This window comes from Mesorhizobium sp. J8 (assembly GCF_016591715.1).
In the GTDB taxonomy this organism is placed as follows: Bacteria; Pseudomonadota; Alphaproteobacteria; order Rhizobiales; family Rhizobiaceae; genus Mesorhizobium.
Genome location: NZ_AP024109.1, coordinates 6,297,426 through 6,321,015, shown reverse-complemented (window position 1 = coordinate 6,321,015; position 23,590 = coordinate 6,297,426). Strand labels below are relative to the sequence as shown.

The following is a 23,590-nucleotide window of genomic DNA, read 5'->3' as shown; positions in this document are numbered from 1 at the left end:
CGCGAGCCGATATGAGCGAAGCTCAATCTTATATGAGCGAGAAGCCGCTGCCCGTCATCCGCATCACCTATTGCACGCAATGCCAGTGGCTGCTGCGCGCTGGCTGGATGGCGCAGGAACTGCTCTCGACTTTCGGCACCGATCTCGGCGAGGTGGTGCTGGTGCCGGGCACAGGTGGAATCTTCGCCATTTCCTGCAACGATCAGCTCATCTGGGATCGCAAGCGCGACGGCGGCTTTCCGGACGCGGCGAAGCTGAAGCAGCTGGTCCGCGACGTCATCGATCCGGAGCGGGATTTGGGGCACGCCGACCGCAAGGGACACAAGAAGACAGATCCCGCCTGACTGAACTGACCCCCGAAAGTTGGACACAATCTTCGGGGGCTTTGTATTGCGGCTGCGTATCTCAGATCAACGCCATGATGAAGCAGGCCATCGCCACGATCGCGGTGACGGTGCGGACGTGGTTCCACATCACCCATTGGCTGAGATGGTTCGCCCACACGGCGGCGCCGTCGGCGCTCTCCGGATCGACGGCGGCTAAAGCGTCATTCAGCGGCACATTGAAGACCATGGTCACGAGCGGATTGCCGACGAAATAGATCACCGCGCCGGCAAGCAGCCAGTACGCGCCGGACTGGCTCCAGCCGAAGAATACGGCGGCAATCAACACCAGGCAGATGAGGCCGGTGCCGAACAGCGCCGTCATGAAGGTCGGCGTGATCACCGTGACGTTGATCGAATTCATTGCCGCGATGCCCGCCGGGACGGGCAGCCGGGCAAGCGCTGCCATGACGAAATTGGAAAAGGCGAAAAACACGCCGCCGACGACGCCGGAGCCGATCGCGGCGATGAAGGTGAGGGTGGGAAGAAGTTTCATCATCTCAGTTGCTCCTGCTGCCGGTCATTTTCCCAAATGTGATAAACCCTCACATTTGCAAAACGTGATAATCCCTCGTATTTTGCGAGTCAAGCCGAGGTTTCAGAAAAAAGGCGCCGCAGTGAGCCATGGATGAGAGAACCGCCAAGCCGGATCAGGCCGCGATCGCCTCGCCACGCCGGTCACCGAGCCAGCAGCGCAGCCGCGAACGGGTCGAGCGCATGCTCGCGGCCGCCTCGGCGTTGATTGCCGAGCAGGGCAGCGATGCGATGCGCATGGGCGAGGTGGCGGAAAGGGCAGGGGTTTCGATCGGCTCGCTCTACCAGTTCTTTCCGGACAAGCGGGCGATCGTCTGGGCGCTGGCCGAACGCTACACGGCGGAAAGCCAGGCCTGCATTTCGGCGGCCCTGAAGGATGTCAGCGATGTCGAGGGCTTCAAGAGCGCATTCTCGGAGTTGGTAGACATCTATTACCACCTGTTCCAGGCCGAGCCGGTGATACGCGACGTCTGGTCGGGGACACAGGCCGACAAGGCGCTGCGCGAACTCGAGCTTGCCGACAGCCGGGCTAACGCCGAATTCCTGGTCGCGGTGCTCAAGCGGCTCAGGCCGGACGCCGATCCGGTCGAGCTGGAGACGACGGCATTTCTGGTGTGGCAGATGGGCGAGGCTGCGGTGCGGCTGGCGATCTCGGTCGACCGGGAGGAGGGCGACAGGCTGGTCGCGGCTTACAAGCGCATGGCGCTGAGGGAACTGATGGGGAAGTAGGAACGCCCACCCTCCCCCTTGTGGGGAGGGTCGCTGCGCAGCAGCGGGGAGGGGGCAGCGCCAGTCCCACCCGGACCTTCGGTCCGACCTCCCCACAAGGGGGAGGTAGGGCAGGCGCAGCCAACAAAAAACCCGCCTCGAAGGCGGGTTTTTCAAGATCTGCAAGCGTATCCGGCTTAGAGGCCGAAACCTTCGAAACGCTTCTTGAACTTCGACAGGCGGCCGCCGCGGTCGAGCAGGGTCTGCTGGCCGCCGGTCCAGGCCGGGTGCGTGGTCGGGTCGATGTCGAGGTTCATCGTGTCGCCTTCCTTGCCCCAGGTCGAACGGGTCAGGTATTCGGTGCCGTCGGTCATGACGACCTTGATGGTGTGGTAGTCGGGATGGATATCGGCCTTCATTGTCTTATGTCCTGGCTTGCCGGCGCTGATGACGGACCTATGGCCTGCGTCGATGCGCCCCTTTTTAAAACTCGAAGCCGCAGCTAATGAAAAGCCACGGCTTCTAAAACGGTCGGCGAGCCTATACATCAGCCGGAATTGAATCACAAGGCCGCGGCGGGCGCATATTGAAGCGCTGTCCCGCCAAGCGGCCAGAGGAAACGCTCATGGCGGAAATCGGTGGCAGCGCAAGCGAGCGCAGACGCTCGGTCCGGCCGCTCCGCAGCCTTTTTCCCTACATCACCCGCTATCGGAAGCTGGCGATCGGCGCCATCATCTCGCTGATCGTGGCGGCAGTGACGACGCTTGCCCTGCCGATGGCCGTGCGGCGCATGATCGACCATGGTTTCCAGGCCTCGGGCTCGACCTTCATCGCCGAATATTTCGCCGCGCTCGTGGCGATGGCGGCACTGCTCGCGGCCGCCTCGGCCAGCCGCTATTATTTCGTCATCACGCTCGGCGAACGGGTCGTGGCCGACATCCGCCGCGACGTTTTCGCCCATGTCACGACCTTGTCGCCCGCCTTTTTCGATCGCGCGCATTCGGGCGAGATCGTCTCGCGGCTTGCCGCCGACACCACGCAGGTGAAGTCGGCGGTCGGCGCCACCGCCTCGGTCGCGTTGCGCAACCTCATCCTCGGCCTCGGCGCGGTGGCGATGATGGTCGTCACCAGCCCGAAACTCTCCGGCCTGGTGCTGGTGGCGATCCCGGTGATCGTGCTGCCGCTGGTCGCCTTCGGCCGCTCGGTGCGCCGCAAGTCCCGGCAGGCGCAGGATACGCTCGCCGAAGCCACCGCCTATGCCAGCGAGCAGATCGGCGCGGTGCGCACGTTGCAGGCCTTCACCAACGAGAAGCTGGTCACCGGCCGCTTCGCGGGCGCCGTCGACGCCGCCTTCGAAGCGGCGCGGGCCTCGGTGTTCGCGCGCTCGTTCCTGACCTTCTTCGCCATCTTCATGATCTTTTCCTCGGTGGTGGCGGTGCTGTGGTTCGGCTCGCGCGACGTGCTGGCCGGCACACTGTCGGCCGGCACGCTCAGCCAGTTCCTGCTCTATTCGGTGTTTGCCGCCGGCGCGCTGGGCGCCTTGTCGGAGGTGTGGAGCGAGCTGTCGCAGGCGGCGGGCGCCGCCGAACGGCTGACCGAGATCCTGGCCGAGACGCCGGCGATCCGGCGGCCGGTCGACCCTGTTGCGTTGCCGGCGGCCGCCAAGGGGGCGATCAGCTTCGACGACGTCTCCTTCTGCTATCCGGCGCGGCCGGACCGCGCCGCGGTGCACGGCCTGAGCTTCCAGGTGAAGCCGGGCGAGACCGTGGCGATCGTCGGTCCGTCAGGCGCGGGCAAGAGCACCGTCTTTTCTCTGATCCTGCGCTTCTACGATCCCGAAAGCGGCCGCGTCGTGATCGACGGCGTCGATTTGCGCGAGGCCGATCCGGCCGCCATCCGCCAGCGCATCGCAATCGTGCCGCAGGACGTCACCATCTTCGCCGCCAGCGTCCGTGACAATATCGGCTTTGGCCGGCAGGGCGCCAGCGAGGCCGAAATCGAGGCCGCGGCCAAGGCGGCCCTTGCCGACGAATTCATCGCGAGGCTGGGCAACGGCTATGACAGCCAGGTCGGGGAGCGTGGCGTGACGCTGTCCGGTGGACAGCGGCAGCGCGTCGCGATCGCCCGGGCCATCCTGCGCGACGCGCCGATCCTCCTGCTCGACGAAGCGACCTCGGCGCTCGACGCCGAGAGCGAGACGTTGGTGCAAAGGGCGCTGGAACGGCTGATGCGCGGCCGCACCACCATCGTCATCGCGCACCGATTGGCGACCGTGCTCAAGGCCGACCGCATCCTAGTTATGGAAGGCGGCCGCATCGTCGAGGAAGGCACGCATCAGAGCCTGGTCGCCAAGGGCGGCATCTACGCGCGGCTCGCCAAGCTGCAGTTCGAGACCGGCGCCAATGCCTTCAAGGGCGCGGCGGAGTGAATTTAAGATTTGCTGCGCCGGTAGGCCATCAGTAATGGCCCGCCGACAAAGAACGAGAGCACCAGCAATATGGTAGTCAATCGTACTGCTTTATCGGGCTCGGCGACGGGCGCGGGATCGTCCGGCGCATCCTGATAGGCGAAGTTGAAAGACCAGTCGATGTTGTCGCCGACATCCTTGACCGATTTCAGATAGTCGCCGATCGCCTTAGCCGGAACCTCACTCGCCAGCGTCCGGAAGTCCCACTTCACCTCGAATGTGGTCGGTGTGTTGCTCCATGACGATCTCAGCGAGAGATAGGGCGTCACGACATTTTTCATGTCCTCGCCGGAAAACCTTGCCTTCAGATTGCTGACCGTTATGGCGTGGCTGCGATAGATCGGCGTGCCCAGCGCGACCGGCCCGACGCGGTCCACCATGGTCGGCGTCGGCAGATCGGTGCCGAGATCGGCCGCCTTGAGCGGAAAATTCTTGGCCAGATCGTTGGTGGCCAACGCCTGCGCCGGTAGCTGGTAGCTCTCCCGCACATTGATGATGTTGCCGTCGCGATTGTCGAAAACCTCCAGCTTGGCCGCGCTCTCAATGCCGGGATAACGCTTGCTGTAATATTTCAGGTAGGAGTCCGATAGGTCGCTCAGCGATCGGCTGGCCAAGCTGCTGCGCATCTCATCCGCGTCGGCGCCCGAATAGGTCGAAAGCACCGCCAGCGTCAGGTGGCCATCATGCTTGTCGGGAAATGAAAAGTCCTCGGCGACCTTGATGGACGGGCCGGTCAGCTGCTGACCGGGCATCTTCTCCAGTTGACCGTTGCCGAACAGCGGCAAGGCAAAGCCGTAATCCGGCTGCCAGAAGTTGCTGGCATCGCCGCCCTGCAGGTAGTTGGTGGCATCGAGCCAGTATGTCTTGGCGCCGATCGTTGCCTTGACGATGGCGTGGTCGAAGGCGCGGATTGCCGGCAGATGCTGGTCCAGCGCGCGGCCCTTGTCGAGGTCGGCCAACGCCACCTGCGCCGGGACGCCCAGCCGCCGCAGCGCCGAAGCCAAGAGCAGGGCCTTGTCCTTGCAATCGCCGAAGCCGCTCTGGATGACCGTCGCCGGGTCGCGCGGAATGTATGAGCCTGAGCCCATCGACAGGCTGACATAGCGGATCTCATCCTGGACGAGACGCATCGCCTGGATCATGCGATCCTCGGGTTGCGGGTGCTTGGCCGCGATCTCGTCCAACTTCGCGGCGAAGGCAGCGGGGAAGGTGGTCGCCGGCTTGTAATAAGGCTGGATGGCGTCCACCACGCCCTGCCAGCTCGCGATCGAGGAGATGTCGATCGATCCCCACGCCGGAAATTCCGCCGGCAGATTGTCCTCGACCTTGACGGGTTTCGGATCCGCGATCTCCCAGAGATAGACCGTGTCCGAGCCCGACGTGGAGACGACGGGCTTGATATCGGTTCCGCGCGGCTTGATCGCCAGCGGCTGCGCGGCCGGCCAGGTGATGCTGGTGCGGATCAACCCGACCGGCTCGTCCCATTCGGTCGCGAAACTGTCGAAGAACAGATCCTTGCCGACGAGCGGTGTATTCTCATAGGTCTGGCCATAGTCGACGATGTCGCCGACGCGCACATCGTCGATGTTGACGTGAGCGGTCAGCCAGCCATCATAGATGCCTTTTTCGGCGTCCTTCTCCTGGCGGAAAATGTCGAACCTGACATCGGCTAGCCGGTCCAGTACCTGGCCGTCGCGGATGATGATGAGATGATTGAGCGTGACCCTGTGGCGTGAGGGATCGAATTGCAGGTCGATGCTGGCGCCCCGTTCCAGGCCGGGACGGTCGACTATTTTGTAGACGGAGCGCCAATAGTCGTCGTAGCCATGCTCGCGATGGATAATCTGCTCATCCGCCAGCAGCCATGAAATGCCGTTTTTGATGCGGTCGGCGCGCGCCGGATCGGCAGCCGGGATAACGACGGCCTTGATCCAGTCCGCTTCCGGCCCCTTGCGGACGATCTCGTCGGCGCCTGCAGGCGAGATCAGACCTGCCAGCGAGACTAAAAAGAGCAGGAGGCAGCGGAAAGACCTGACCCCGCGAAGACTGTTACCCACAATCCAAGCCCGTTGACGCAACCAGACTCTTTGTCAGAGTCTTTCCCGCCAAAGTAAAGCCCGGCCGCGCATGTTTTGCGCTGTGGCTCAACAGACATCGACGGATGCGTCAGTTGCCGTAACGCCTGCGCAGGTGCTCCGTGAAGTAAACGGCGTTGAGCTTCTCACCAGTGGCGCGCTCGAGCAGGTCCGGCGTCGACCAGCGCGAGCCCTGCGACCAGATCCTGTCGCGACGCCACTCGTTGACGGCGCTGAAATCGCCCTTGGCGAGATCCGCGTCCGCCGACGGATGCTCCCTGGTCAGTGCCGCCCATTGCTGCGCCGCCATGATGGCGCCCAGCGTGTAGGAGGGGAAATAGCCGAAAGCGGCGCCCGGCCAGTGCACGTCCTGCATCGGTCCGTCGGCCGGGTTGTCGATGGTCGAGAGGCCAAGATAATCGCGCATCTTGGCGTCCCACGCCTCGGGCAGATCGGCGACTTCCAACCGGCCGGCGACGAGCTCCTGCTCGAGCTCGTAGCGCAGGATGACATGCAGCGGATAGGTGACCTCGTCTGCGTCGACGCGGATCAGGCCGCGCTCGACGTGATGGACATGCGGCAGGATCTCGTCGATCGACCAGGTTTCGCCGAGATGCTTTTCGACCACCGGCAGCGCCCAGCGCCAGAAGGCCGGATTGCGGCCGATCTGCTTTTCGACGAACAGGCTCTGGCTCTCATGCACGGCCATGCCGCGCGCCTTGCCGAGCGGCCAATGCGACCAGGCCTTCGGCAGGTTCTGCTCGTAGAGCGCGTGGCCGGTCTCGTGCAGCACGCCCATAAGCGCCGACAGGAAGTCGGAGGTCTTGTAGCGGGTGGTGATGCGCACGTCGGTGGGCACGCCGCCGCAGAAAGGATGGTGCGATACCGAGAGCGAGCCATGGGTGAGGTCGAAGCCGACGGCCGCCATCATGGCAAGTCCGAGCTCGCGCTGGCGGTCGACGGGATAGCTGCCCGAAAGCGGCTTCAACGGGTGTTTTGCCAGCCGCGCCTCCTGCGCGGCCAGCGCCCGCGGCAGGAAATCCTTGAGGAAGACTTTCAGCTCGGCGAAGACCGGCGTGATGTCGGCCGCACGGTTGCCGGGATCATACTGCTCCATCAGCGCATCATAGGGCGCCAGGCCGAGCACGTCGGCACGCATGGCGGCTTCCTCCCGCACCAGGGCCACGACGCCTTCCAGCGCGGGCAGGAAGCCAGCCCAGTCGTTCGTGGCGCGCAAGCTCCGCCAGAGCTGCTCGGAGCGCATGCGCGCCACCGTCTGGCGCTCGACGAACTCGACAGGCAGGCAGGTGAGATTGGTGTATTGGCGGCGCAGTTCCCTGACCGCCGCCTGCTGCTCTTCGCTCAGTGGCTCGGCTTCGGCGGCGGCGATCCAGTCCCCGATCTCCGGTGCGGTCGCTTGGGCGTGCAGCATGCCGGCAAGCGAGGACATCGCCTCGGCGCGCTTCTCGCCGCCGCCGACCGCCATATGCGTCGCCTCGTCGGCGCCGAGGATAGCCAAAGCATGTTCCAGCGCTTCGAGCTTGTGGCCGAGTTCGTCGAGTTTCTGGAAGGACATGATGGATTCCGGGCTTCAATTTGGCTGGCGCGAAAAGATACCAAGGCGCCGGCCTTGGCAACCCTTATCGGCCGGAATGGAACCAGCGGTCTTGCCTTGCAAGGTGACTGCGTGATCAATGCCGGGAACAAACTGGAGGGGACGATGGTCGGCAATATCCTGGTCGGGCTGGTGGCGCTGGTCCATTGCTATATCGTCTATCTGGAGATGGTGTTGTGGGACACGCCGCGCGGCCACAAGGCGTTCGGGCTGACGCCGGAATTCGCCAGCGCCTCGAAGGTGCTCGCCGCCAATCAGGGCCTCTATAACGGCTTTCTCGCCGCGGGCCTGATCTGGGGTCTCTACCTCGGCGCAGCCGGATTTCAGATCAAGATGTTCTTCCTGCTCTGCGTCGCGATAGCCGGCCTCCACGGCGCGGCGACCGTCGGCCGCAAGATCCTCTTCATCCAGACGGTGCCGGCGGTGCTCGCCATCGTCGCGCTTTGGCTCGGCCTGTAATCGGAACAGCAATCGAAAAAGGACGCCCCCGGGGCCAGGTCCCGCGGGCGCCAGGTGGTCCCTTCCATTTCCTCCGGAAATGTCAGCCGTTCGGGTAATTGCCGCCGTCTGAGCCGTCGCCCACCATGAAGCCGCTGCCGGTATCGTTCATCAGCCTCTGGTCGACATTGTCGAGGCGGCGCAGCAGCTCGTGGTATTGCGGGGACGGGATCCTGCCGTGATCCGACGCCGCGACATGCTCCGCGGCCTGGCTGATGCGCGCGGCGCGCATGTGCAGTTGCTGCGCCTCGGAAGCCGAAATGTTGTTGGCCTGCCGGGCGTCGGTGATGCCCTGATCCACGCCCTGGACCTGATCGATCAGGCCGGTCACGCGCGGGCCGATGAACTCGGCTGGAGGGGTCGCGTCGAGAAGCCCCTTGTGGTGCCCGGCCGCATAGGCGCCGGCGAGCGGGGCCGCGATCAGCGCGGCAGCCAGGGTTGCAGTCTTGAGGGATGTTGAAGCGCGCATGGCAGCGCATCCTTCTATAGGGAAGGTGGCGGCCCTGCCGCATTGCCTTCCGACCTTTCCGGGCCGTCCGGTTCCGTCGCGTCGCGATGGGAGGCATCGCCGGCGGTCCCCGGCCCTGCGCGGCAAATTAGGAGTGTGATTTCGCGATGTGTAATTAAAAAAAGATAATGTTTTCAAGCCTTGCCGGTTGGACTTGTCGCGCTAAGTATTCAGCCGGCGAACAACTTCCCGTGACTTCATGTGATAATGAATCACCGTTCGGTGAGCTTCAGCTCAATGCGGCGGTTCTTGCTGCGCGCCTCGTCGGTGTCGGCCGGATCGAGCGGCTGGAACTCGCCGAAGCCGGCAGCCACCAGCCGGTTGGCCGGCACACCGTTCTCGATCAGGAATTTCACCACCGAGGTGGCGCGCGCGGTCGACAGTTCCCAGTTGTCGCGATAGCGGCCGGTGCCGGACAGCGGCTTGTTGTCGGTGTGGCCGTCGACGCGCAGCACCCAGCTGATCTCCGGCGGGATTTCCTTCTGCAATTCGATGATGGCGTCGGCGAGCTTCTTCATCTCGACCTTGCCGGCGTCGTTGATCACGTCGGAGCCGGTCGGGAACAGCACCTCCGACTGGAAGACGAAACGATCGCCGACGATGCGGATGTTCTCGCGGTCGGCGAGGATCTCGCGCAGCCGGCCGAAGAAGTCGGAACGGTAGCGGTTGAGCTCCTGGACGCGCTGCGCCAGCGCGACATTCAGGCGGCGGCCGAGATCGGCGATCTTGGTGTTGGATTCCTGGTCACGCTGCTCGGAGACGTTGAGCGCGTCCTCGAGCGCCGCGATCTGCTTGCGCAGCGCCGCGATCTGCTGGTTGAGGATCTCGACCTGGCTCAGCGCCTGCTGGCTGATCTGGCGCTGGTTGCTGAGCTCGCCGGAAAGCTGGTCCGCCCGCTTGTTGGCCGCGTCGCCGGCGCCGGCGCCTTGCGCCAGCAGTTGTTCGAGGCGGCTCTTCTCGGCTTGCGCCGCCGACAGTGACGCCTGCAGGTTGGCGAGCGAATCCTCCTTGTCCTGGCTGTTCGTGCGTTCCAGCGCGAGCAGCTGGGTCAGCTCGTTGATCTGCGAGTTGAGGCGGTTCAGCACCGCGTCCTTGCCGGAGATCTCGCGGCTGAGCAGGAATTGCGCCAGCACGAAGACGGTGAGCAGGAACATGATCGCGAGCAACAGCGTCGACAGTGCGTCGACGAAACCCGGCCAGTAGTCGATGCGGCGGTCGGCGCGCCGTCTTGCCAGTGCCACGTCAGTGGACCCCTTGCTTCTTCAGCGCGTCGGCGATCTTTTCCAGCGTGTTGCGCATGGCTTTCTGCTCGTCGGACTGGGCTTCGACCCAGTCGCGCATGATCTGCTGCTCCGAGCGCATGTTCTTGACCAGCCCCGAGATGCCGTCGGCAAGATTGGCCATGGCGGTGGCGACACGCGGATTGGACGCGCCGCCATTCTCCTGCAGGCTGCGCAGTCGCTCCGACAGGAGCCTGATGTCCTCGGAGGACTCGGTCTTGGCCGAGTCGGAAACGACGATGTCGGACGAGAGGTCGGTGACCGAGGACAGCCAGTTCTCGAGCTCAGTGTAAAAACGCGTCTGGGCACGGCCGGCCTGCAGGTCGAGGAAGCCGAGCACGAGCGAGCCGGAGAGGCCGAACAGCGAGGACGAAAACGCGGTGCCCATACCGGCGAGCGGGGCCGACAGGCCCTGCTTCAGCGCGTCGAGCACAGCCGCCGCGTCGCCGGTGCCCGGGTCCAGCGCCTCGATCGTCTCGCGAATCGAGGCGATGGTGTTGAGCAGACCCCAGAAGGTGCCGAGCAGGCCGAGGAACACGAGCAGGCCGACCAGATAGCGCGAGGTGTCGCGGCTCTCGTCGAGGCGGGTGGCGATGGAATCGAGCATCGTGCGCATCGACGAGGTCGAAAATGCGATCGTCGACGAGCGGCCGATCATCGCCTTCATCGGCGCCAGAAGCACCGGCTCGGTGGTTTCGGAGCCGGCGCGGAAGGAGTTGACCCAGCGCACCTCGCGGAACAGCCGCCCGACCTGGATGAAGGCAAGCAGGATGCCCACCGCCAGCACGCCGACTATCAATCCGTTGAGGCCCGGATTGCTGGAGAAGGCGGTCGAGATCTGGCGGGTGAGGATGGCGGCGATGAAAGCGACGATGATCAGGAAGATCACCATGGTGAGCAGGAAGACCTGCGGGCTGGACAGCTTGTGCGGATCATAGACCAGGACGTCCGATCGCCTGCCGAAGGATCTGAGAAAAGCCATCCGTGCCCCGTTTCCGATGCCACCCGCCGCAGAATTGCCGCGACTCTAAACGGAATTGTGACCAAATTGAATGGCGCTTGGCAATATGGCCGATTGGCCCGCGCCACAGGCCTAGAACCGGTTGACGACCAGGCAGTCGACCATGGCGGCCAGATGCAGGCCGGCGCCGGTGACGACGAAGCCGTGCCAGACGGCATTGTGGAAGCGCAGGCCCTTCCAGGCGAAGAAGATGACGCCCAGGGAATAGACCATGCCGCCGGCGACGAGCAGCGCCACCGAGGCCGTCGGCAGCGTGCGGACCAGCGGTCCGGCGAGCACGACGCCGCTCCAGCCGATGGCGAGATAGAAGACGATGGCCAGCCGGTCGTAGCGGCCGGGCAGGAACATCTTGATGGCGATGCCGGCAACGGCCGCACCCCACACGACGACGATCATGGGCAGCGCCAGCGGCGAGTTGTCGAGCTGGGCGAGGAAGGGCGTGTAGGTGGCGGCGATCAGCAGATAGATCGCGGCATGGTCGAAGCGGCGCAGGATCCACTTCGCCGGCCACGAGACCGGCCATAGATTATAGGCCAGCGACACCGAGAGCACAGTGAGCAGCGACACCACATAGAACACCGCGGCGACATATTCGCCGGGGCCGGCGTGGAAGGCGGCCAAGGCCAGGAACGCCGAGCCGGCGGCGATCGCCAGCACGATGCCCACCGCATGGACGATGCCATCGGCGATCATTTCGGCGCGCGAATAGTGCCAGCGCCCCACAAAGGGAATGTCAAGCGGTGTATCCGGCCGGGCGTCGTTCATGAATGATCCTGCAACGCCTAATCTGGGCGTTCGCGGGCCATTATTTCAAGCTTCGGTTGCGGTTTTGCGACCAGAGCCGCGCGTCCTTTCGACGCGCAACCGGGCCTAATTGATCAGCGGGGAGCCAGCGGCTTCTTCACGGTTTTCAGCAGCGCGCGCTGGATGAGCTCGTTGCCGGCGACGACCTCGCCGCTGTCCAGCATGCCCTGTCCGCCATCCATGTCGGAGACGTAGCCGCCGGCCTCGCGTACCAGAAGGATGCCGGCGGCGATGTCCCAGGACGACAGGCCGGTTTCCCAGAAACCGTCCATGCGTCCGGCCGCGACATAGGCGAGGTCGAGCGCGGCGGAGCCCAGGCGGCGAACGCCGGAGACTTCGGCCATGACGTTGCGCAGCTCGATCAGGAAATTGCCGTGCTGGCCGCGGCCGAGATGCGGCACGCCGCAGCCGATAACGCTGTCGATCAGCTTGGAGCGCCCGGCAACGCGCAGCCGGCGGTCGTTCATGAACGCGCCGCCGCCGCGCTCGGCCGTGTAGAGCTCGTCCATCGCCGGATTGTAGACGACGCCGGCGACGATCTGGCCCTGGCGCTCGAGCGCGATCGACACCGAGAAGAGCGGGATGCCGTGCAGGAAGTTGGTGGTGCCGTCGAGCGGATCGACGATCCAGCGGTGCTGGGCGTCCTCGCCCTCGACGGAGCCGCGCTCCTCCATCAGGAAGGCGTAGCCCGGCCGCGCCTTCGACAGCTCGGCGAAGACGATCTCTTCGGCCTTGCGGTCGGCCTGGCTGACATAGTCGCCCGGTCCCTTCATCGAGACCTGCAGGTTCTGCACCTCGCCGAAGTCGCGCGACAGCGAACGGCCGGCCTTCATCGCAGCCTGGACCATGACGTTGAGGAGAGCTGAACGCGCCATTTTTTCTTCCTGCTTTCGGCCGCCTGGAACGAGATTACCCTATCTCGTTCCAGAATTTGTTTTGAAGCATGATCTTGTCCGAAAAATCTGCAACTTTGCTGCGCTGACCTTCGGTTCGGATCGTGCTTTAGTCCGCGCGGCGCATGTAGGTGATTTCGTTGGTGTCGACGATGATGCGCTCGCCGGCCGAGATGAAGGGTGGCACCAGCACGCGGATGCCGTTTTCCAGCACCGCCGGCTTATAGGAGGAAGCGGCCGTCTGGCCCCGCACCACCGGGTCTGCCTCGGTCACGGTCAGCGTCACCTGGTCGGGCAGGGAGATGCCGATCGGCCGCTCCTCGTAGAGTTGCACCGTTACCATCATTCCGTCCTGCAGGAAGGCGGCGCGCTCGCCGACGAAGTCCTTTGCCAGTTCGAGCTGCTCGTAGCTTTCGGTGTCCATGAAGACCAGCGCGTCGCCCTGCTCGTAGAGGAACGAGAAGTCCTTGAGATCGAGCCTTATCTGCTCGACGGTCTCGGCTGAGCGGAAACGCTCGTTGAGCTTTGTGCCGTTGATCAGGTTCTTCAGCTCGACCTGGTTGTAGGCACCGCCCTTGCCGGGCTTGACGGTGTTGGTCTTGACCGCCACCCACAGGCCGCCATCGTGCTCGATGACATAGCCGGGACGGATTTCGCTGCCACTGATCTTGGCCATGATAAACTGATCCGAATGAGATTTTTCACGCGCCCGCCGCGCTTTGGCGCTTCCAAGACCACAAATCGCGCATAGTGGCAAGGGAGGGAGGGATGGCTGCGTCGGCGCGCCGGCGTCAGATATCGACCGTGATCGCCTTGCCGACGGCCCGAGCGATGGCCTCCGCCACCTTCGCCAGGGCGTTGAGATGCGGGGATCGGAGCGCCACGACCCGCATGGAAAGGTCGAGATCGCCCGCGTCGACAAGCGCGAGGCCATCGGGAATCCCCCGCGCAGCCAGCCGCGAGGGCATCAGGCCGAGGCCATGTCCGCGACGAACCCATTCCATCTGCATTGCAGGGTCCTGAATTTCCGCGGCCACGACAAGCCGGTGCCGCTGGTCGCCCATCGCGGACAACAGTCTTTGGCGCGCGTCGCAAGGTTCGGGGCTTAGCACCCAGGGCATCGGCGCCTCGGCTCCGAGATGATGCTCCATGCCGCCGGCCCGCGCGACGATGCAGAGGCGCTCGATGCCGAGCGTGCCTGGCTCCTCGAAAGGCCTCAGAACGATCGCCATGTCGAGTTGACCATTGTCGAACTGATCGACGAGTTCCGAGCTCCAGGCGGTTCGCAAACGCAGCGAGACTTTAGAGAATGCCGCCGCGGCGCCGGCAATGGCGTTGGCCACGCCGGAGTCGGTCAACCCATGCGCCAGGCCAAGGCGTAGTACGCCTCGCGGTTCGGCTTCAGCCGCATAAGACTTCAGAGCCTCGACTGAGGCGAGAATGTCCCTGGCGCGCGCCAGAACCTCCAACCCCGCCGCCGTCAACCGCGGCGGCTTTTGCCGCCGGTCGAGCAGCGTCGTGCCGAGCATATCCTCCAGCCGCTGAACCTGCCTGGTTACGGCAGGCTGCGTCAGCGGCAGACGCCGCGCGACTTTCTGGATCGAGCCCTCCTCGGCGAAGAGGACAAGGGTGCGCAGTTCCTCAAGCATGATAATGTGTCTAAGGCATAAACATGCTGATTATTATGAATTTGAAATCTGGTCCGGCGCAAGCGATTTTGCCTCCGACACGGTCAGTCGAAGGAAAACCAGATGCGCACGATCGAATTGCAAGCTCCCGGCGGCATTGAAAGCCTGAGGATGGTGGACCGGCCGACGCCGGTGCCGGGCCGGCAGCAAATCCTCATCAAGGTGAAGGCAAGCGCGCTCAATTACCGCGATGTCGAAATCGCCCGCGGCAGCTATCACACGAAATTCGCCCTGCCCCTCGTGCCGCTTTCCGACGGCGTCGGCGAAGTCGTGGCTGTCGGCGCGGAGGTCAGCCGGTTCAAGGCCGGCGACCGTGTCTGCGGCACGTTCTGGCAACGCTGGGTGGCCGGCGGCTTCGTCATGGCCGAGGCGTCCTATCAGCGCGGCGGCCCGACCGACGGCATGCTCAGCGAGTATGCGCTGCTTGACGAGCAGGCGGCGGTGCTAGCGCCAGCCCATCTCAGCGACCTGGAGGCGGCAACGCTGGCCTGCGCGGGCGTGACTGCCTGGCACGCGTTGTTCACCGAAGGCAAGTTGATGCCAGGGGAAACAGTTCTCACGCTCGGCACCGGCGGGGTGTCGCTGTTTGCGCTGCAGTTCGCAAGGACCGCCGGAGCGCGCGTGATCGTCACGTCGAGCAGCGATGAAAAGCTTGACCGGGCAAAGGAGCTCGGCGCGCATGAGGGCGTGAACTACCGCGACAATCCGGACTGGGCGGAGGCCGTGCTGGCGTTGACGGACGGACGCGGCGCCGACCACATCGTTGAAGTCGGCGGGCCGCAAAGCTTTGCGCAGTCGCTCAAGGCGGCGGCGCGCGGCGCACAGATCAACGTCATCGGCTATCTCGGCGGCAGCGACGGATTGGTCAATCCGCTCGACATCTTCCGGCGCCAGGTCACGGCGCGCGGCATTCCGGTCGGGTCGCGCCAGTCCTTCGAGGCAATGAACCGGGCGATTGCCGTCAACGGCCTGCGTCCGGTGATCGACAAGGTGTTTGCCTGGCACGAGGCCGTATCGGCGCTTCGCTACCTCGAGCATGGCTCGCCCTTCGGCAAGGTCGTGCTCGATCACATGCGGTGAGGAGGAGGGCTATGGCAGGCGATTTGCCTTCTGCAGCGCCTGCTTGGTCTGATCATCGTCGAGGCCTTGCAGGAAATCGTCCATCCGCGGGTCGATCAGCCCGGCGCGGCGGGCGACGATGTACCAGGCGCCCGCGAGGATCAGGTCCGGGTCGGTGCCGATGCCGCCCATATAGAGCTTGGCGAGGCGGTTCTGGGCCGCGACATTGCCGCCTTGCGCAGCCCGCTTCATCCAGGCAAAGCCCGATTTCAGGTCGCGCCCGCCGCCGCGTCCCTCGATCATCCAGGTGGCGAGGTCGATCTGCGCTGTGTCGTAGTTCTGTCGCGCTGCCTGCGCCAGCAGCATGCGCGCCTGGGCGTCGTCATGCGGCTTGCCGCCGGCGCCGTTGGCATAGAGCTGCGCCATCGCATATTGCGCATCGGCGAGGCCGGTGGCGGCCGCGCGCTCATAGTAGACGGCGGCCTTCGCAAGGCCGGCATCGCCGGGATCCTGCTGGACGAGCAACTGGGCGAAGTTGAACTGCGCAAGCCGGTTGCCGGCCTCGGCCGAGGCCTGCATCAGCGCGAAGGCGCCCTTTTCGTCCTTCTTCACATACCGGCCGTCCAATAGCATTAGCGCATATTGGAACTGTGCTTCCGGCACGCCCTGTTCGGCCGCCAGCGCATACCATTTCGCGGCCTCGGCCGGATTGAGCGGCACACCCAATCCGCGCGACAGGATTTCGGCGACCAGCGTCTCGGCCGCCGGATCGCCGTTCTTGGCGCGCTCCATGGCGAGGTTGTAGGCGGTCTTGTAAAGGCCGCGCTGGAAGGCGCCGTAGGCGGCGTCCGGCTGCTTGGCGCCGAAGCGGTCGGGATTGATGGTATCGGCCGATGGCGGCGTCATGGTGGCCGGCTGCGGCAAGGTGTTCTGGATCGGCTTGTCGATATGTGGACTGCCGCCGAACCTGCTCGGATCCGGCGCGCCGGCGTCCGGCGTGGCCGTTTCCGGTTTGCCGGTATCCGGCGTGCCCGCGCCTGCATCCGGCTTGGCGGCGTCGGGTGCGCTTTTGTCCGGCGCGCTCGTCTCCGGACGCGGCTGCGGCAGCGGGACGGTTTCGGCCGCCGTCGCGGTCTGCGCGAACAAGCCGGCCAGGACCACCAGGCAGGGGCCACACAGGCGCATGTCAGTCCTCGAAGCGCGGCGCGGTTTCATCGAGCAGCGCATTGGCGGCGGCGATCGCGGCGCGCGGGTCGCGGCCGTCGGCAAAGACGGCGCTGGACAGCGCCACGAACTCGGCGCCGGTCGCGGCCACCGTCTCGACGGATGCAAGCTCGGAGCCGCCCATGACGATGCAGGGGATCGAGATCATCTCCGCCCACCATTCGCCGAGGGCGAGGTTGCGATGGTGCGGCTCCGGCTTGTTGTCATAGCCGAAGCGGCCGAAGAACATGTAGTCGGGCCGCTCCTCGCCGAGCTCCAGCGCCTCGTCGCGGGTCTTGGCGCCGCCGGCGCCGACCATCATCTTGCCGGCAAGGCGCTCGATCGTCTCGGCGAGCTCCTTGGGTTTGGCTTCGACATGGATGCCGTCGGCCTGGACGCGCCCGGCGATGCGGCTGTCGCCGGCGATGATCACGGCGATGCCGGCGGCTTGAGCGACCGGCACGATCCTCTCGGCGAAGCCTTGGAAGGACGCGTCGTCCATGCCGTTGTCGGGCAGGATCAGCGAGGCGATGTCGCCGCCCTCGAAGGCCGCGCAGATCTGCTCCGCCGGCACGAGCGGCGGCGCGATCAGCACGATGCGGCAGCGATTGGGCGGGTTTAAATCGTTCATTGGCCTTCGATCCCGGTTTCGCCTATGCCGGGCGAACATGGTTGCATTGCGGCATAGAGCAAAGGGCGCGGCTTGAACAGTCGGCCCGCGCGGGACAAGGCCAAAATGCTTAACCAGCATCGCAGCTTGCATCACCGATTCGGGTTCGGCGGTAGGGCGTTGGGAACCGAGAAGACGTCCGCTAAATAGGCCGGAAAAGCAGGAACAGGCATATGGCGCAAAACATCTACGACCGTCCGGAATTCTTCGAAGGCTATAGCCGTCTCAGCCGCTCGGTCGAGGGCCTGGACGGCGCCCCCGAATGGCCGGCGCTGCGCGCCATGCTGCCCGACGTCGAAGGCTCGAGCATCGTCGATCTCGGCTGCGGCTTCGGCTGGTTCTGCCGCTGGGCGCGCGCGCATGGCGCCAGGGATGTGCTCGGCCTCGACCTGTCGGAGAAGATGCTGGCGCGGGCACGCGCCGCCGGCTCCGACGATGCCATAACCTATCGGCGCGCCGACCTCGACGAACTCAGCCTGCCGAACGCGCGTTTCAACCTCGCCTACAGCTCGCTTGCCTTGCACTATGTCGGCGATGCCGCGCGCCTGTTCGCGACCGTCCACCAGGCCCTGGTTCCCGGCGGAGCGTTCGTCTTCTCGACCGAACATCCGATCTATATGGCGCCGACCAGCCCGGGCTGGTCGATCGACGCCGCGGGCCGGAAGACATGGCCGGTCGACCGGTACCTGGTCGAGGGACCGCGCACCACCGACTGGTTCACCAAGGGCGTGGTCAAGCATCACCGCACCATCGGCACCACGCTCAATTTGCTGATCAAGGCCGGCTTCAGCATCGGGCATGTCGAGGAATTCCGTCCGACGGACGAGCAGATCGCCGCCCGGCCGGAACTGGCCGAAGAGCTCGAGCGGCCGATGTTCCTGCTGGTCCAGGCGCGACGGCCGACGAACCCAACTTGAGGTCAACGTCTCGCGCACGCGCTCACAAGCGCCGGTGTCGAACGAGCGCCGGTGTCGAACGGGCGCCAGCATCGAATGTCGGGATCAGGTTCCGGTTCGGCGCATTTCTTGGCGACTCCCGCGCGCGCCGGCACTAGTCTGGGCCGTCCTTGCCGCCTCGAGGAGGTTTCGCATGCGTGGTCGTTGCTTATGCGGCGCTATCGCTTTTGAAGTCGATGGCCCGGCGCAGGCCTGCGTGGTCTGTCATTGTGAAAGCTGTCGGCGGCAATGTTCCGCGCCGATGACCACCTACATTGGCGTCCTGGACGGCCAATGGCGATGGCTGGGAAAACCGCCGAAGGTGTTCAACTCTTCTCCCGGCGTAGAGAGAACATTTTGCGATTGCTGCGGTTCGCCGCTTTCGTTCCGCTCAAAGAACATGTCCGGCGTCATGCATTTCTTTGCCGCGGCGATGGCGGAGCCGGAAAAATTCGCGCCTACGCTGCATGTCGCTTTCGAGGAGAAGCTCCCTTGGCTGGAACTCGCCGACGGCCTGCCGACACGTTTCGGGCCTGACTACACGAAGGGCTAGAACGTTTCACCGTTTCACGGAACGGCCAGGCCGGCATACCGGATGCCGGCATTAATGACTATCCCGGAGGCGCTGTTCTGCGCTATGGCTGGGTTCCCCGCCTTCTCCAACCTTCCCTTGCCGATGTCAGGCCTGCTCAGCGATCCATGGTTCTATGCCGCCGCCATTCCGGCGGTGATCCTTGTCGGCTTGTCGAAAGGCGGCTTCGGCGGCGCGGTCGGTTTCGTCGGCGTGCCGCTGATGGCGCTGACCATTCCTCCGGTGCAAGCAGCCGCCATCCTGCTGCCGATCCTGTGCCTGATGGACATCGTCTCGGTGTGGACCTGGTGGGGCGTCTACGACCGCAAGATGCTGGTCGACATGATGCCGGGCGCCGTCATCGGTATCGGGCTCGGCTGGCTGACCGCGGCTTTGGTCACCGAGGAGATGGTGCGGCTGATCGTCGGCGCCGTCGCGCTGGTGTTCGTGCTGCGTTGGGTCTACCTGCAGCTTCGCCATGGCGCCGATCATGCAGCGGAGCCGAACCGCGTCGCCGCCGCCTTCTGGGGCACGGTCGCCGGCTTCACCAGCTTCGTCGCCCATGTCGGCGGTCCGCCCTTCCAGGTCTATGCGCTGCCGATCCGGCTCGACCCGAAGGTGCTGTCGGGCACCGCGGCGATCTTCTTTGCCGCCACCAATGCGCTGAAGCTCGTTCCTTATTTCGCGCTCGGCCAGTTCGACGCCACCAACCTGATCGCCTCCGCCGCCCTGATGCCGCTGGCGCCGCTGTCAACGATCGCCGGCGCCTGGCTGGTGCGCCGCATGCGGCCGGAAATCTTCTATCCGTTCACCTACGCCACCGTCGCGGTGGTTGCCGTCAAGCTGCTGTGGGACGGCATTGCCGGCCTGATGTAGAAGCGAAGCGGCCATCGGACGCTTCGCTTCGAACAATCGCGACGTTCAGGGAGTTTCGCCGTCTCACGGAAACGGCGAGCGTCCTGTCCATTTGTTTTTACGCAATTCCGGGCGGAAAACCGCCCACACTCTTCCTGGAATTGCTCAGGCGGCGCTGGGCACCATCTGCCGGCTGCCGCCGAAGGCGAGCGCGGCGCCCAGCGCAACCACCATCGCCATGCCGGCCAGGATGCCGATGTCGTGCACAGTGGGCTTCAGCACCATGTCGGCGATGATCACCAGCATCACCGCGTAGTCGAGACGCGCCCAGCTCATCATACGCTGGCCGATGGCAAGGACGGCGGGCGTGACGCCCTGCTCGGCGACCATGGCGCCCATGCGTTCGCCGGTCGGCTTGAAGATCAGCATACCGATCGAGAAGGTCGTGGCATAGCCGACGAGGCCGATGACGATCCAGAGCTCGGCGAAGCCGACCCAGAAGCCGCACATGATGAGGCCGAAGACCAGCGTCAGCATCGACATCGGCGCGAAGAACTTGCCGCCGAGCTGTCCGCTGGCGCGCATCGCCTGCAGCTTGTCCTCGATGTTGCCGGCACGCTCGGCCAGCACGCCGAGCAGGAACAGCACGAAGCCGCCGCCGACCCACAAAACAGCCGAAACGACGTGAAGGAATTTGACGATCGAATACCAATCCATGGTTTGCTCCCGGATATCCCGTATGATTTCGAGCGGGCGCGGATCTGCGCGCCGCCTCGGAGGAGCGGGCTTTTGCGCGTCGCGTGTTTCGGAACGATGCCGCGGCAGCAGCCAACATGTTACGGCCGCCAAGGCCGGCGCTCGAAAATCCGTTTTTCAGACGATCCCGGCCAGAGAAGCCGTTGTCCTGTTCCGGCACAGGAAAGCGCGTTCGCTTAAAAAATCGCCGCCGCGTTAAGGGTTCATTAAGCTTTACGGGCGTTTACTATGCACATCCAGTTTTGCTGGATTCTTACCGAGTGGTTGGAGCCACTTTGTTTGACGCCTCCCTGTTAAACTCCTGAGAGCCGCCTTATCCGCGGCTCTTTTTTTGTCCGCACGCGGCCGGCGGCCATGCGCCGGCGGATGGCTGGAACGCGGCCGGCGTTAACCGTTTGTTAAACATGCGCTTGCCTTCATGGGCGTCGAAGCGCATTTTCAAGCCTCAGTCATTTAAGGGTGCGGCCGTGTCGGCAAGGATTGCCGAATCGGCTGGCGGCAGTGCAGGGGCGTATCGATGAACGAGCCTTCGAAAGGCAGCGCGAAAACCATCAAATTGGCGGAGCGCCGGGTTTTCTCCCAATCCTTCAAGCCGCTCTACCAGGAAGGCATGGGGCTGGTCGAGCAGGCTGCCGAATATCTCGATGGCAAGGGCAGGCTCGAAGCCAAGAAATTGTCGCGCACGGCGGCGACCCTCTATGCGGCCGAATCGATGCGGCTGACCACGCGGCTCATGCAGGTCGCCTCCTGGCTGCTCTTGCAGCGGGCGGCGAATTCCGGCGAGATGACGCGCGACCAGGTGGCTTCGGAGAAATCCAAGGTGCGCCTCGACACCGCGTCCGCGCATGACGAGGCGCTTGGCTGGAACGAGCTGCCCAAGGATTTTCTGGACCTGGTGACGCGCTCACTGCGCCTGCAGTCGCTCGTGCGGCGCATGGACGAGGAAATCTATGGCGGCGTCGTCAGCGACACGCATGCCCCCAGCCGGCGGGCCAACCCGGTTTCCGACCAGATCAGCCTTTTGAACACGGCGTTCGCGCGCGGCTGACGCCGCGTTTGCAACAACGCCGCGATGGCGGCGCGCGGGAACGGCACCGGCATTTCCTTGATCGGACCGCGATTGGCGAGCCGTTTTGGCCGCAGGTTGAACGTCCGCGAGCCCGAGCGCTCTTCGATATTGCGGCAACCGTCATCGTATTTGAACGCCAAGCCGGTCTTCGCGGGGAATATCACCCTTGCCTTGAAGCGACGGGACCCTAGTTGGGGCCGTTCGCCGCAGCCGGGTCGGCCCGAGCCGGTTCTGCAAGAAATCACCGTCACCGTGACCAAAGCAGATTGCGAGGCTTGATCCCGTGCATTCGCCATTGGACCATATTCCGGTATCGATCATCATTCCCAACTATAATTACGAACAGTACCTGGGACGCGCCATCGACAGCGCGTTGGAGCAGGACCACCGAAATGTCGAGGTCGTGGTCGTCGACGACGCATCGACGGATGCGTCGGTGGCCGTCATCGAGTCCTACGGCGACAAAATCCGTCCGTGCCTCAGGCGCAGGAATGGCGGGCATGGCGCGGCATTCAACACCGGGTTCGAGGCAAGCACCGGGGAGATCGTTCTTTTCCTCGACGCCGACGATTACCTCTATCCGAACGCCGTCTCCGAGGTCCTGGACGAATGGGACGCGGATGTCGCGCAGGCGCAATTCCGGCTGCATCTCGTCGATGAAAACCAAAACATCAAGGACGTCTTTCCGCCACCGGAACAGCCGTTCGATTCAGGCGACGTCATCCCGGAATTGTTGCGCAAGGGGCGCTACCGGACGACGGTGACAAGCGGGCTGGCGTTCGACCGCGAGGCGTTGGAACCGATAATGCCCATGCCTGAAAGCGATTTCCGGCAGGGCGCCGATGGCTATCTCGCGACACTCGCGCCGTTGCACGGAGAGGTGAAATCCATCGACACCTGCCTCGGCGCCTACCGCATCCATGGCTCTAACCATTCGGTCTTTGCCGAAAAGCTTGCCGAGCGGGCGCGCTGGCGCGTGGAGCATGACTTCCGGCGCCTCGAAGCCTTATCCGACCGGGCGGCCGAGATAGGTTTGACCGTGCCGCCGGATGCCGGCCTTCACGATCCGGTTCACCTGGAAGAGCGGCTGGCCTCGCTCTGCGTCGACGAGCCTCAGCATCCGGTTGAAACCGACTCCCGGCTGGCATTGGCAAGAGCAGGCGCCGCCGCCAGCCTGGAAATGAACGCGTCCTGGCGGCGGCGGGCCGCGCTGGCGGCCTGGTTCCTCAGCATCGGAATCCTGCCGCGGCGCATGGGCAACGCGGTCCTGGCGTGGAAGCTGGTCGCATCGTCGAGGCCGGCATTTCTCACGCGGCTGTCGAAAACCCTCCGTCGCGTGACGAACTAGACCCGGGGATTGTACAGCCAGCCCGCGAGTCGCTGGCTCGATCGGATTTTCGGGTGCGTTCTCGAGATCGCGACCGTTTCCGGTTTGTTCACATTTCGCTGGCATCGCTTGCCGCCGAGGTTAAACTTGGCGCATGGGGGAAGCGATTCGCATCATCGGCATCGATCCGGGCCTGAGGCGCACCGGCTGGGGTATTGTCGACAGCGCGGGCAATTCGCTACGCTTCGTTGCGTCCGGCACGGTGCGGTCCGACGAGAAGGCACCGTTGGCGACAAGGCTCTGCCAACTGCATGACGGCTTGGCCGAGGTGCTGCACCAAACCATGCCGCATGAAGCGGCGGTCGAGCAGACTTTCGTCAACAAGGATGCGACCGCGACGCTGAAGCTCGGCCAGGCGCGCGGCATCGCCATGCTGGTGCCGGCGCGCGCCGGACTGGTGGTCGCCGAATATGCCCCCAATGCCGTCAAGAAGGCCGTGATCGGCGTCGGCCATGGCGAGAAGAAGCAGATCCACATGATGGTGAAGGTGCTGATGCCGAAGGCGATCTTAGACACCGACGACGCCGCCGACGCCCTTGCCATCGCCATCTGCCATGCGCATCACCGCCCGAGCGTCGCCTATCGCATGGCGGTGGCGGGGTGAGGGGAAA

General features: G+C 64.6%; 25 protein-coding genes. 11 read left to right on the top strand and 14 right to left on the bottom strand.

What is annotated here, in order from left to right; genetic code table 11:
• Positions 1–11 precede the first annotated feature (11 nt).
• Entirely contained in the window at positions 12–344 is a 333-nt protein-coding gene (locus MJ8_RS30250) for a SelT/SelW/SelH family protein (protein WP_201412199.1), read from the top strand.
• 61 nt (positions 345–405) lie between these two features.
• On the opposite strand, the gene MJ8_RS30245 is transcribed toward MJ8_RS30250, so the two are convergent.
• A complete protein-coding gene (locus MJ8_RS30245) occupies positions 406–882 on the bottom strand; it encodes a DUF1772 domain-containing protein (protein WP_201412198.1) in 477 nt (158 codons plus the stop codon).
• 125 nt (positions 883–1,007) lie between these two features.
• Here MJ8_RS30245 and MJ8_RS30240 point away from each other — a divergent pair, with 125 nt between their 5' ends.
• Positions 1,008–1,646, top strand: coding sequence for a TetR/AcrR family transcriptional regulator (locus MJ8_RS30240; protein ID WP_201412197.1), 639 nt, complete (start codon positions 1,008–1,010; stop codon positions 1,644–1,646).
• 176 nt (positions 1,647–1,822) lie between these two features.
• Here MJ8_RS30240 and rpmE read toward each other — a convergent pair whose 3' ends face one another.
• Positions 1,823–2,044 carry a 50S ribosomal protein L31 gene (gene rpmE, locus MJ8_RS30235; protein WP_040974396.1) on the bottom strand — a complete coding sequence of 74 codons (222 nt, stop codon included), beginning with the start codon at positions 2,042–2,044 and terminating at the stop codon, positions 1,823–1,825.
• A gap of 206 nt (positions 2,045–2,250) precedes the next feature.
• Here rpmE and MJ8_RS30230 point away from each other — a divergent pair, with 206 nt between their 5' ends.
• Positions 2,251–4,053 (top strand): ABC transporter transmembrane domain-containing protein, encoded by a 1,803-nt coding sequence (locus tag MJ8_RS30230; protein WP_201412196.1) that lies wholly within the window; start codon positions 2,251–2,253, stop codon positions 4,051–4,053.
• Positions 4,054–4,055: 2 nt separating this feature from the next.
• Here MJ8_RS30230 and MJ8_RS30225 read toward each other — a convergent pair whose 3' ends face one another.
• Both MJ8_RS30225 and MJ8_RS30220 read right to left on the bottom strand, forming a co-directional pair.
• Complete coding sequence (locus tag MJ8_RS30225) at positions 4,056–6,149, bottom strand: DUF3857 domain-containing protein (protein WP_201412195.1); 2,094 nt, start codon at positions 6,147–6,149, stop codon at positions 4,056–4,058.
• 109 nt (positions 6,150–6,258) lie between these two features.
• Complete coding sequence (locus MJ8_RS30220; protein WP_201412194.1) at positions 6,259–7,743, bottom strand: carboxypeptidase M32; 1,485 nt, start codon at positions 7,741–7,743, stop codon at positions 6,259–6,261.
• Between the two features lie 144 nt (positions 7,744–7,887).
• On the opposite strand from MJ8_RS30220, the gene MJ8_RS30215 reads away from it, so the two are divergent.
• Positions 7,888–8,241: a DUF1304 domain-containing protein gene (locus tag MJ8_RS30215; protein WP_201412193.1), complete on the top strand. Its 354-nt coding sequence runs from the start codon at positions 7,888–7,890 to the stop codon at positions 8,239–8,241.
• A gap of 82 nt (positions 8,242–8,323) precedes the next feature.
• On the opposite strand, the gene MJ8_RS30210 is transcribed toward MJ8_RS30215, so the two are convergent.
• The 7 genes from MJ8_RS30210 to MJ8_RS30180 form a co-directional block, all read right to left on the bottom strand.
• On the bottom strand, positions 8,324–8,749 hold the full coding sequence (locus MJ8_RS30210) for a hypothetical protein (RefSeq protein ID WP_201412192.1): 426 nt from the start codon (positions 8,747–8,749) through the stop codon (positions 8,324–8,326).
• Positions 8,750–9,000: 251 nt separating this feature from the next.
• Positions 9,001–10,029 (bottom strand): peptidoglycan -binding protein, encoded by a 1,029-nt coding sequence (locus MJ8_RS30205; protein WP_140752668.1) that lies wholly within the window; start codon positions 10,027–10,029, stop codon positions 9,001–9,003.
• Position 10,030: 1 nt separating this feature from the next.
• Complete coding sequence (locus MJ8_RS30200) at positions 10,031–11,050, bottom strand: MotA/TolQ/ExbB proton channel family protein (RefSeq protein WP_201412191.1); 1,020 nt, start codon at positions 11,048–11,050, stop codon at positions 10,031–10,033.
• A gap of 111 nt (positions 11,051–11,161) precedes the next feature.
• Positions 11,162–11,854, bottom strand: a complete 693-nt coding sequence (trhA, locus tag MJ8_RS30195) for a PAQR family membrane homeostasis protein TrhA (RefSeq protein WP_201412190.1) — start codon at positions 11,852–11,854, stop codon at positions 11,162–11,164.
• A 113-nt stretch (positions 11,855–11,967) separates the two neighbouring features.
• Entirely contained in the window at positions 11,968–12,768 is an 801-nt protein-coding gene (locus MJ8_RS30190; RefSeq protein ID WP_201412189.1) for an inositol monophosphatase family protein, read from the bottom strand.
• A gap of 127 nt (positions 12,769–12,895) precedes the next feature.
• Positions 12,896–13,462, bottom strand: coding sequence for an elongation factor P (gene efp / locus MJ8_RS30185; protein WP_126080741.1), 567 nt, complete (start codon positions 13,460–13,462; stop codon positions 12,896–12,898).
• A 115-nt stretch (positions 13,463–13,577) separates the two neighbouring features.
• On the bottom strand, positions 13,578–14,435 hold the full coding sequence (locus MJ8_RS30180; protein WP_201412188.1) for a LysR family transcriptional regulator: 858 nt from the start codon (positions 14,433–14,435) through the stop codon (positions 13,578–13,580).
• Positions 14,436–14,537: 102 nt separating this feature from the next.
• Between MJ8_RS30180 and MJ8_RS30175 the strand changes: the two genes are divergently transcribed.
• Positions 14,538–15,554: a zinc-dependent alcohol dehydrogenase family protein gene (locus tag MJ8_RS30175; RefSeq protein ID WP_201412187.1), complete on the top strand. Its 1,017-nt coding sequence runs from the start codon at positions 14,538–14,540 to the stop codon at positions 15,552–15,554.
• A gap of 9 nt (positions 15,555–15,563) precedes the next feature.
• Here the strand turns inward: MJ8_RS30175 and MJ8_RS30170 are convergent, their stop codons facing one another.
• Both MJ8_RS30170 and MJ8_RS30165 read right to left on the bottom strand, forming a co-directional pair.
• A complete protein-coding gene (locus MJ8_RS30170; protein ID WP_225248073.1) occupies positions 15,564–16,718 on the bottom strand; it encodes a tetratricopeptide repeat protein in 1,155 nt (384 codons plus the stop codon).
• Position 16,719: 1 nt separating this feature from the next.
• Positions 16,720–17,367, bottom strand: a complete 648-nt coding sequence (locus MJ8_RS30165; protein ID WP_201412186.1) for a thiamine phosphate synthase — start codon at positions 17,365–17,367, stop codon at positions 16,720–16,722.
• Between the two features lie 212 nt (positions 17,368–17,579).
• Here MJ8_RS30165 and MJ8_RS30160 point away from each other — a divergent pair, with 212 nt between their 5' ends.
• The 3 genes from MJ8_RS30160 (at position 17,580) to MJ8_RS30150 (ending at position 19,788) form a co-directional block, all read left to right on the top strand.
• Positions 17,580–18,323, top strand: coding sequence for a class I SAM-dependent methyltransferase (locus MJ8_RS30160; RefSeq protein ID WP_201412185.1), 744 nt, complete (start codon positions 17,580–17,582; stop codon positions 18,321–18,323).
• A complete protein-coding gene (locus tag MJ8_RS32690; protein ID WP_318528197.1) occupies positions 18,205–18,894 on the top strand; it encodes a GFA family protein in 690 nt (229 codons plus the stop codon). The genes MJ8_RS30160 and MJ8_RS32690 overlap by 119 nt, the downstream gene beginning before the upstream one ends.
• Positions 18,895–19,017: 123 nt before the next feature.
• Positions 19,018–19,788, top strand: coding sequence for a sulfite exporter TauE/SafE family protein (locus MJ8_RS30150; protein ID WP_201415623.1), 771 nt, complete (start codon positions 19,018–19,020; stop codon positions 19,786–19,788).
• A 144-nt stretch (positions 19,789–19,932) separates the two neighbouring features.
• Here the strand turns inward: MJ8_RS30150 and MJ8_RS30145 are convergent, their stop codons facing one another.
• Positions 19,933–20,484 (bottom strand): DUF2269 family protein, encoded by a 552-nt coding sequence (locus MJ8_RS30145; RefSeq protein WP_201412184.1) that lies wholly within the window; start codon positions 20,482–20,484, stop codon positions 19,933–19,935.
• A 556-nt stretch (positions 20,485–21,040) separates the two neighbouring features.
• On the opposite strand from MJ8_RS30145, the gene MJ8_RS30140 reads away from it, so the two are divergent.
• The 3 genes from MJ8_RS30140 (at position 21,041) to ruvC (ending at position 23,583) form a co-directional block, all read left to right on the top strand.
• Entirely contained in the window at positions 21,041–21,571 is a 531-nt protein-coding gene (locus MJ8_RS30140) for a DUF1465 family protein (protein WP_041004685.1), read from the top strand.
• A gap of 304 nt (positions 21,572–21,875) precedes the next feature.
• On the top strand, positions 21,876–22,940 hold the full coding sequence (locus MJ8_RS30135; RefSeq protein WP_201412183.1) for a glycosyltransferase family 2 protein: 1,065 nt from the start codon (positions 21,876–21,878) through the stop codon (positions 22,938–22,940).
• 133 nt (positions 22,941–23,073) lie between these two features.
• Entirely contained in the window at positions 23,074–23,583 is a 510-nt protein-coding gene (ruvC, locus tag MJ8_RS30130; RefSeq protein ID WP_201412182.1) for a crossover junction endodeoxyribonuclease RuvC, read from the top strand.
• Positions 23,584–23,590: the final 7 nt, after the last annotated feature.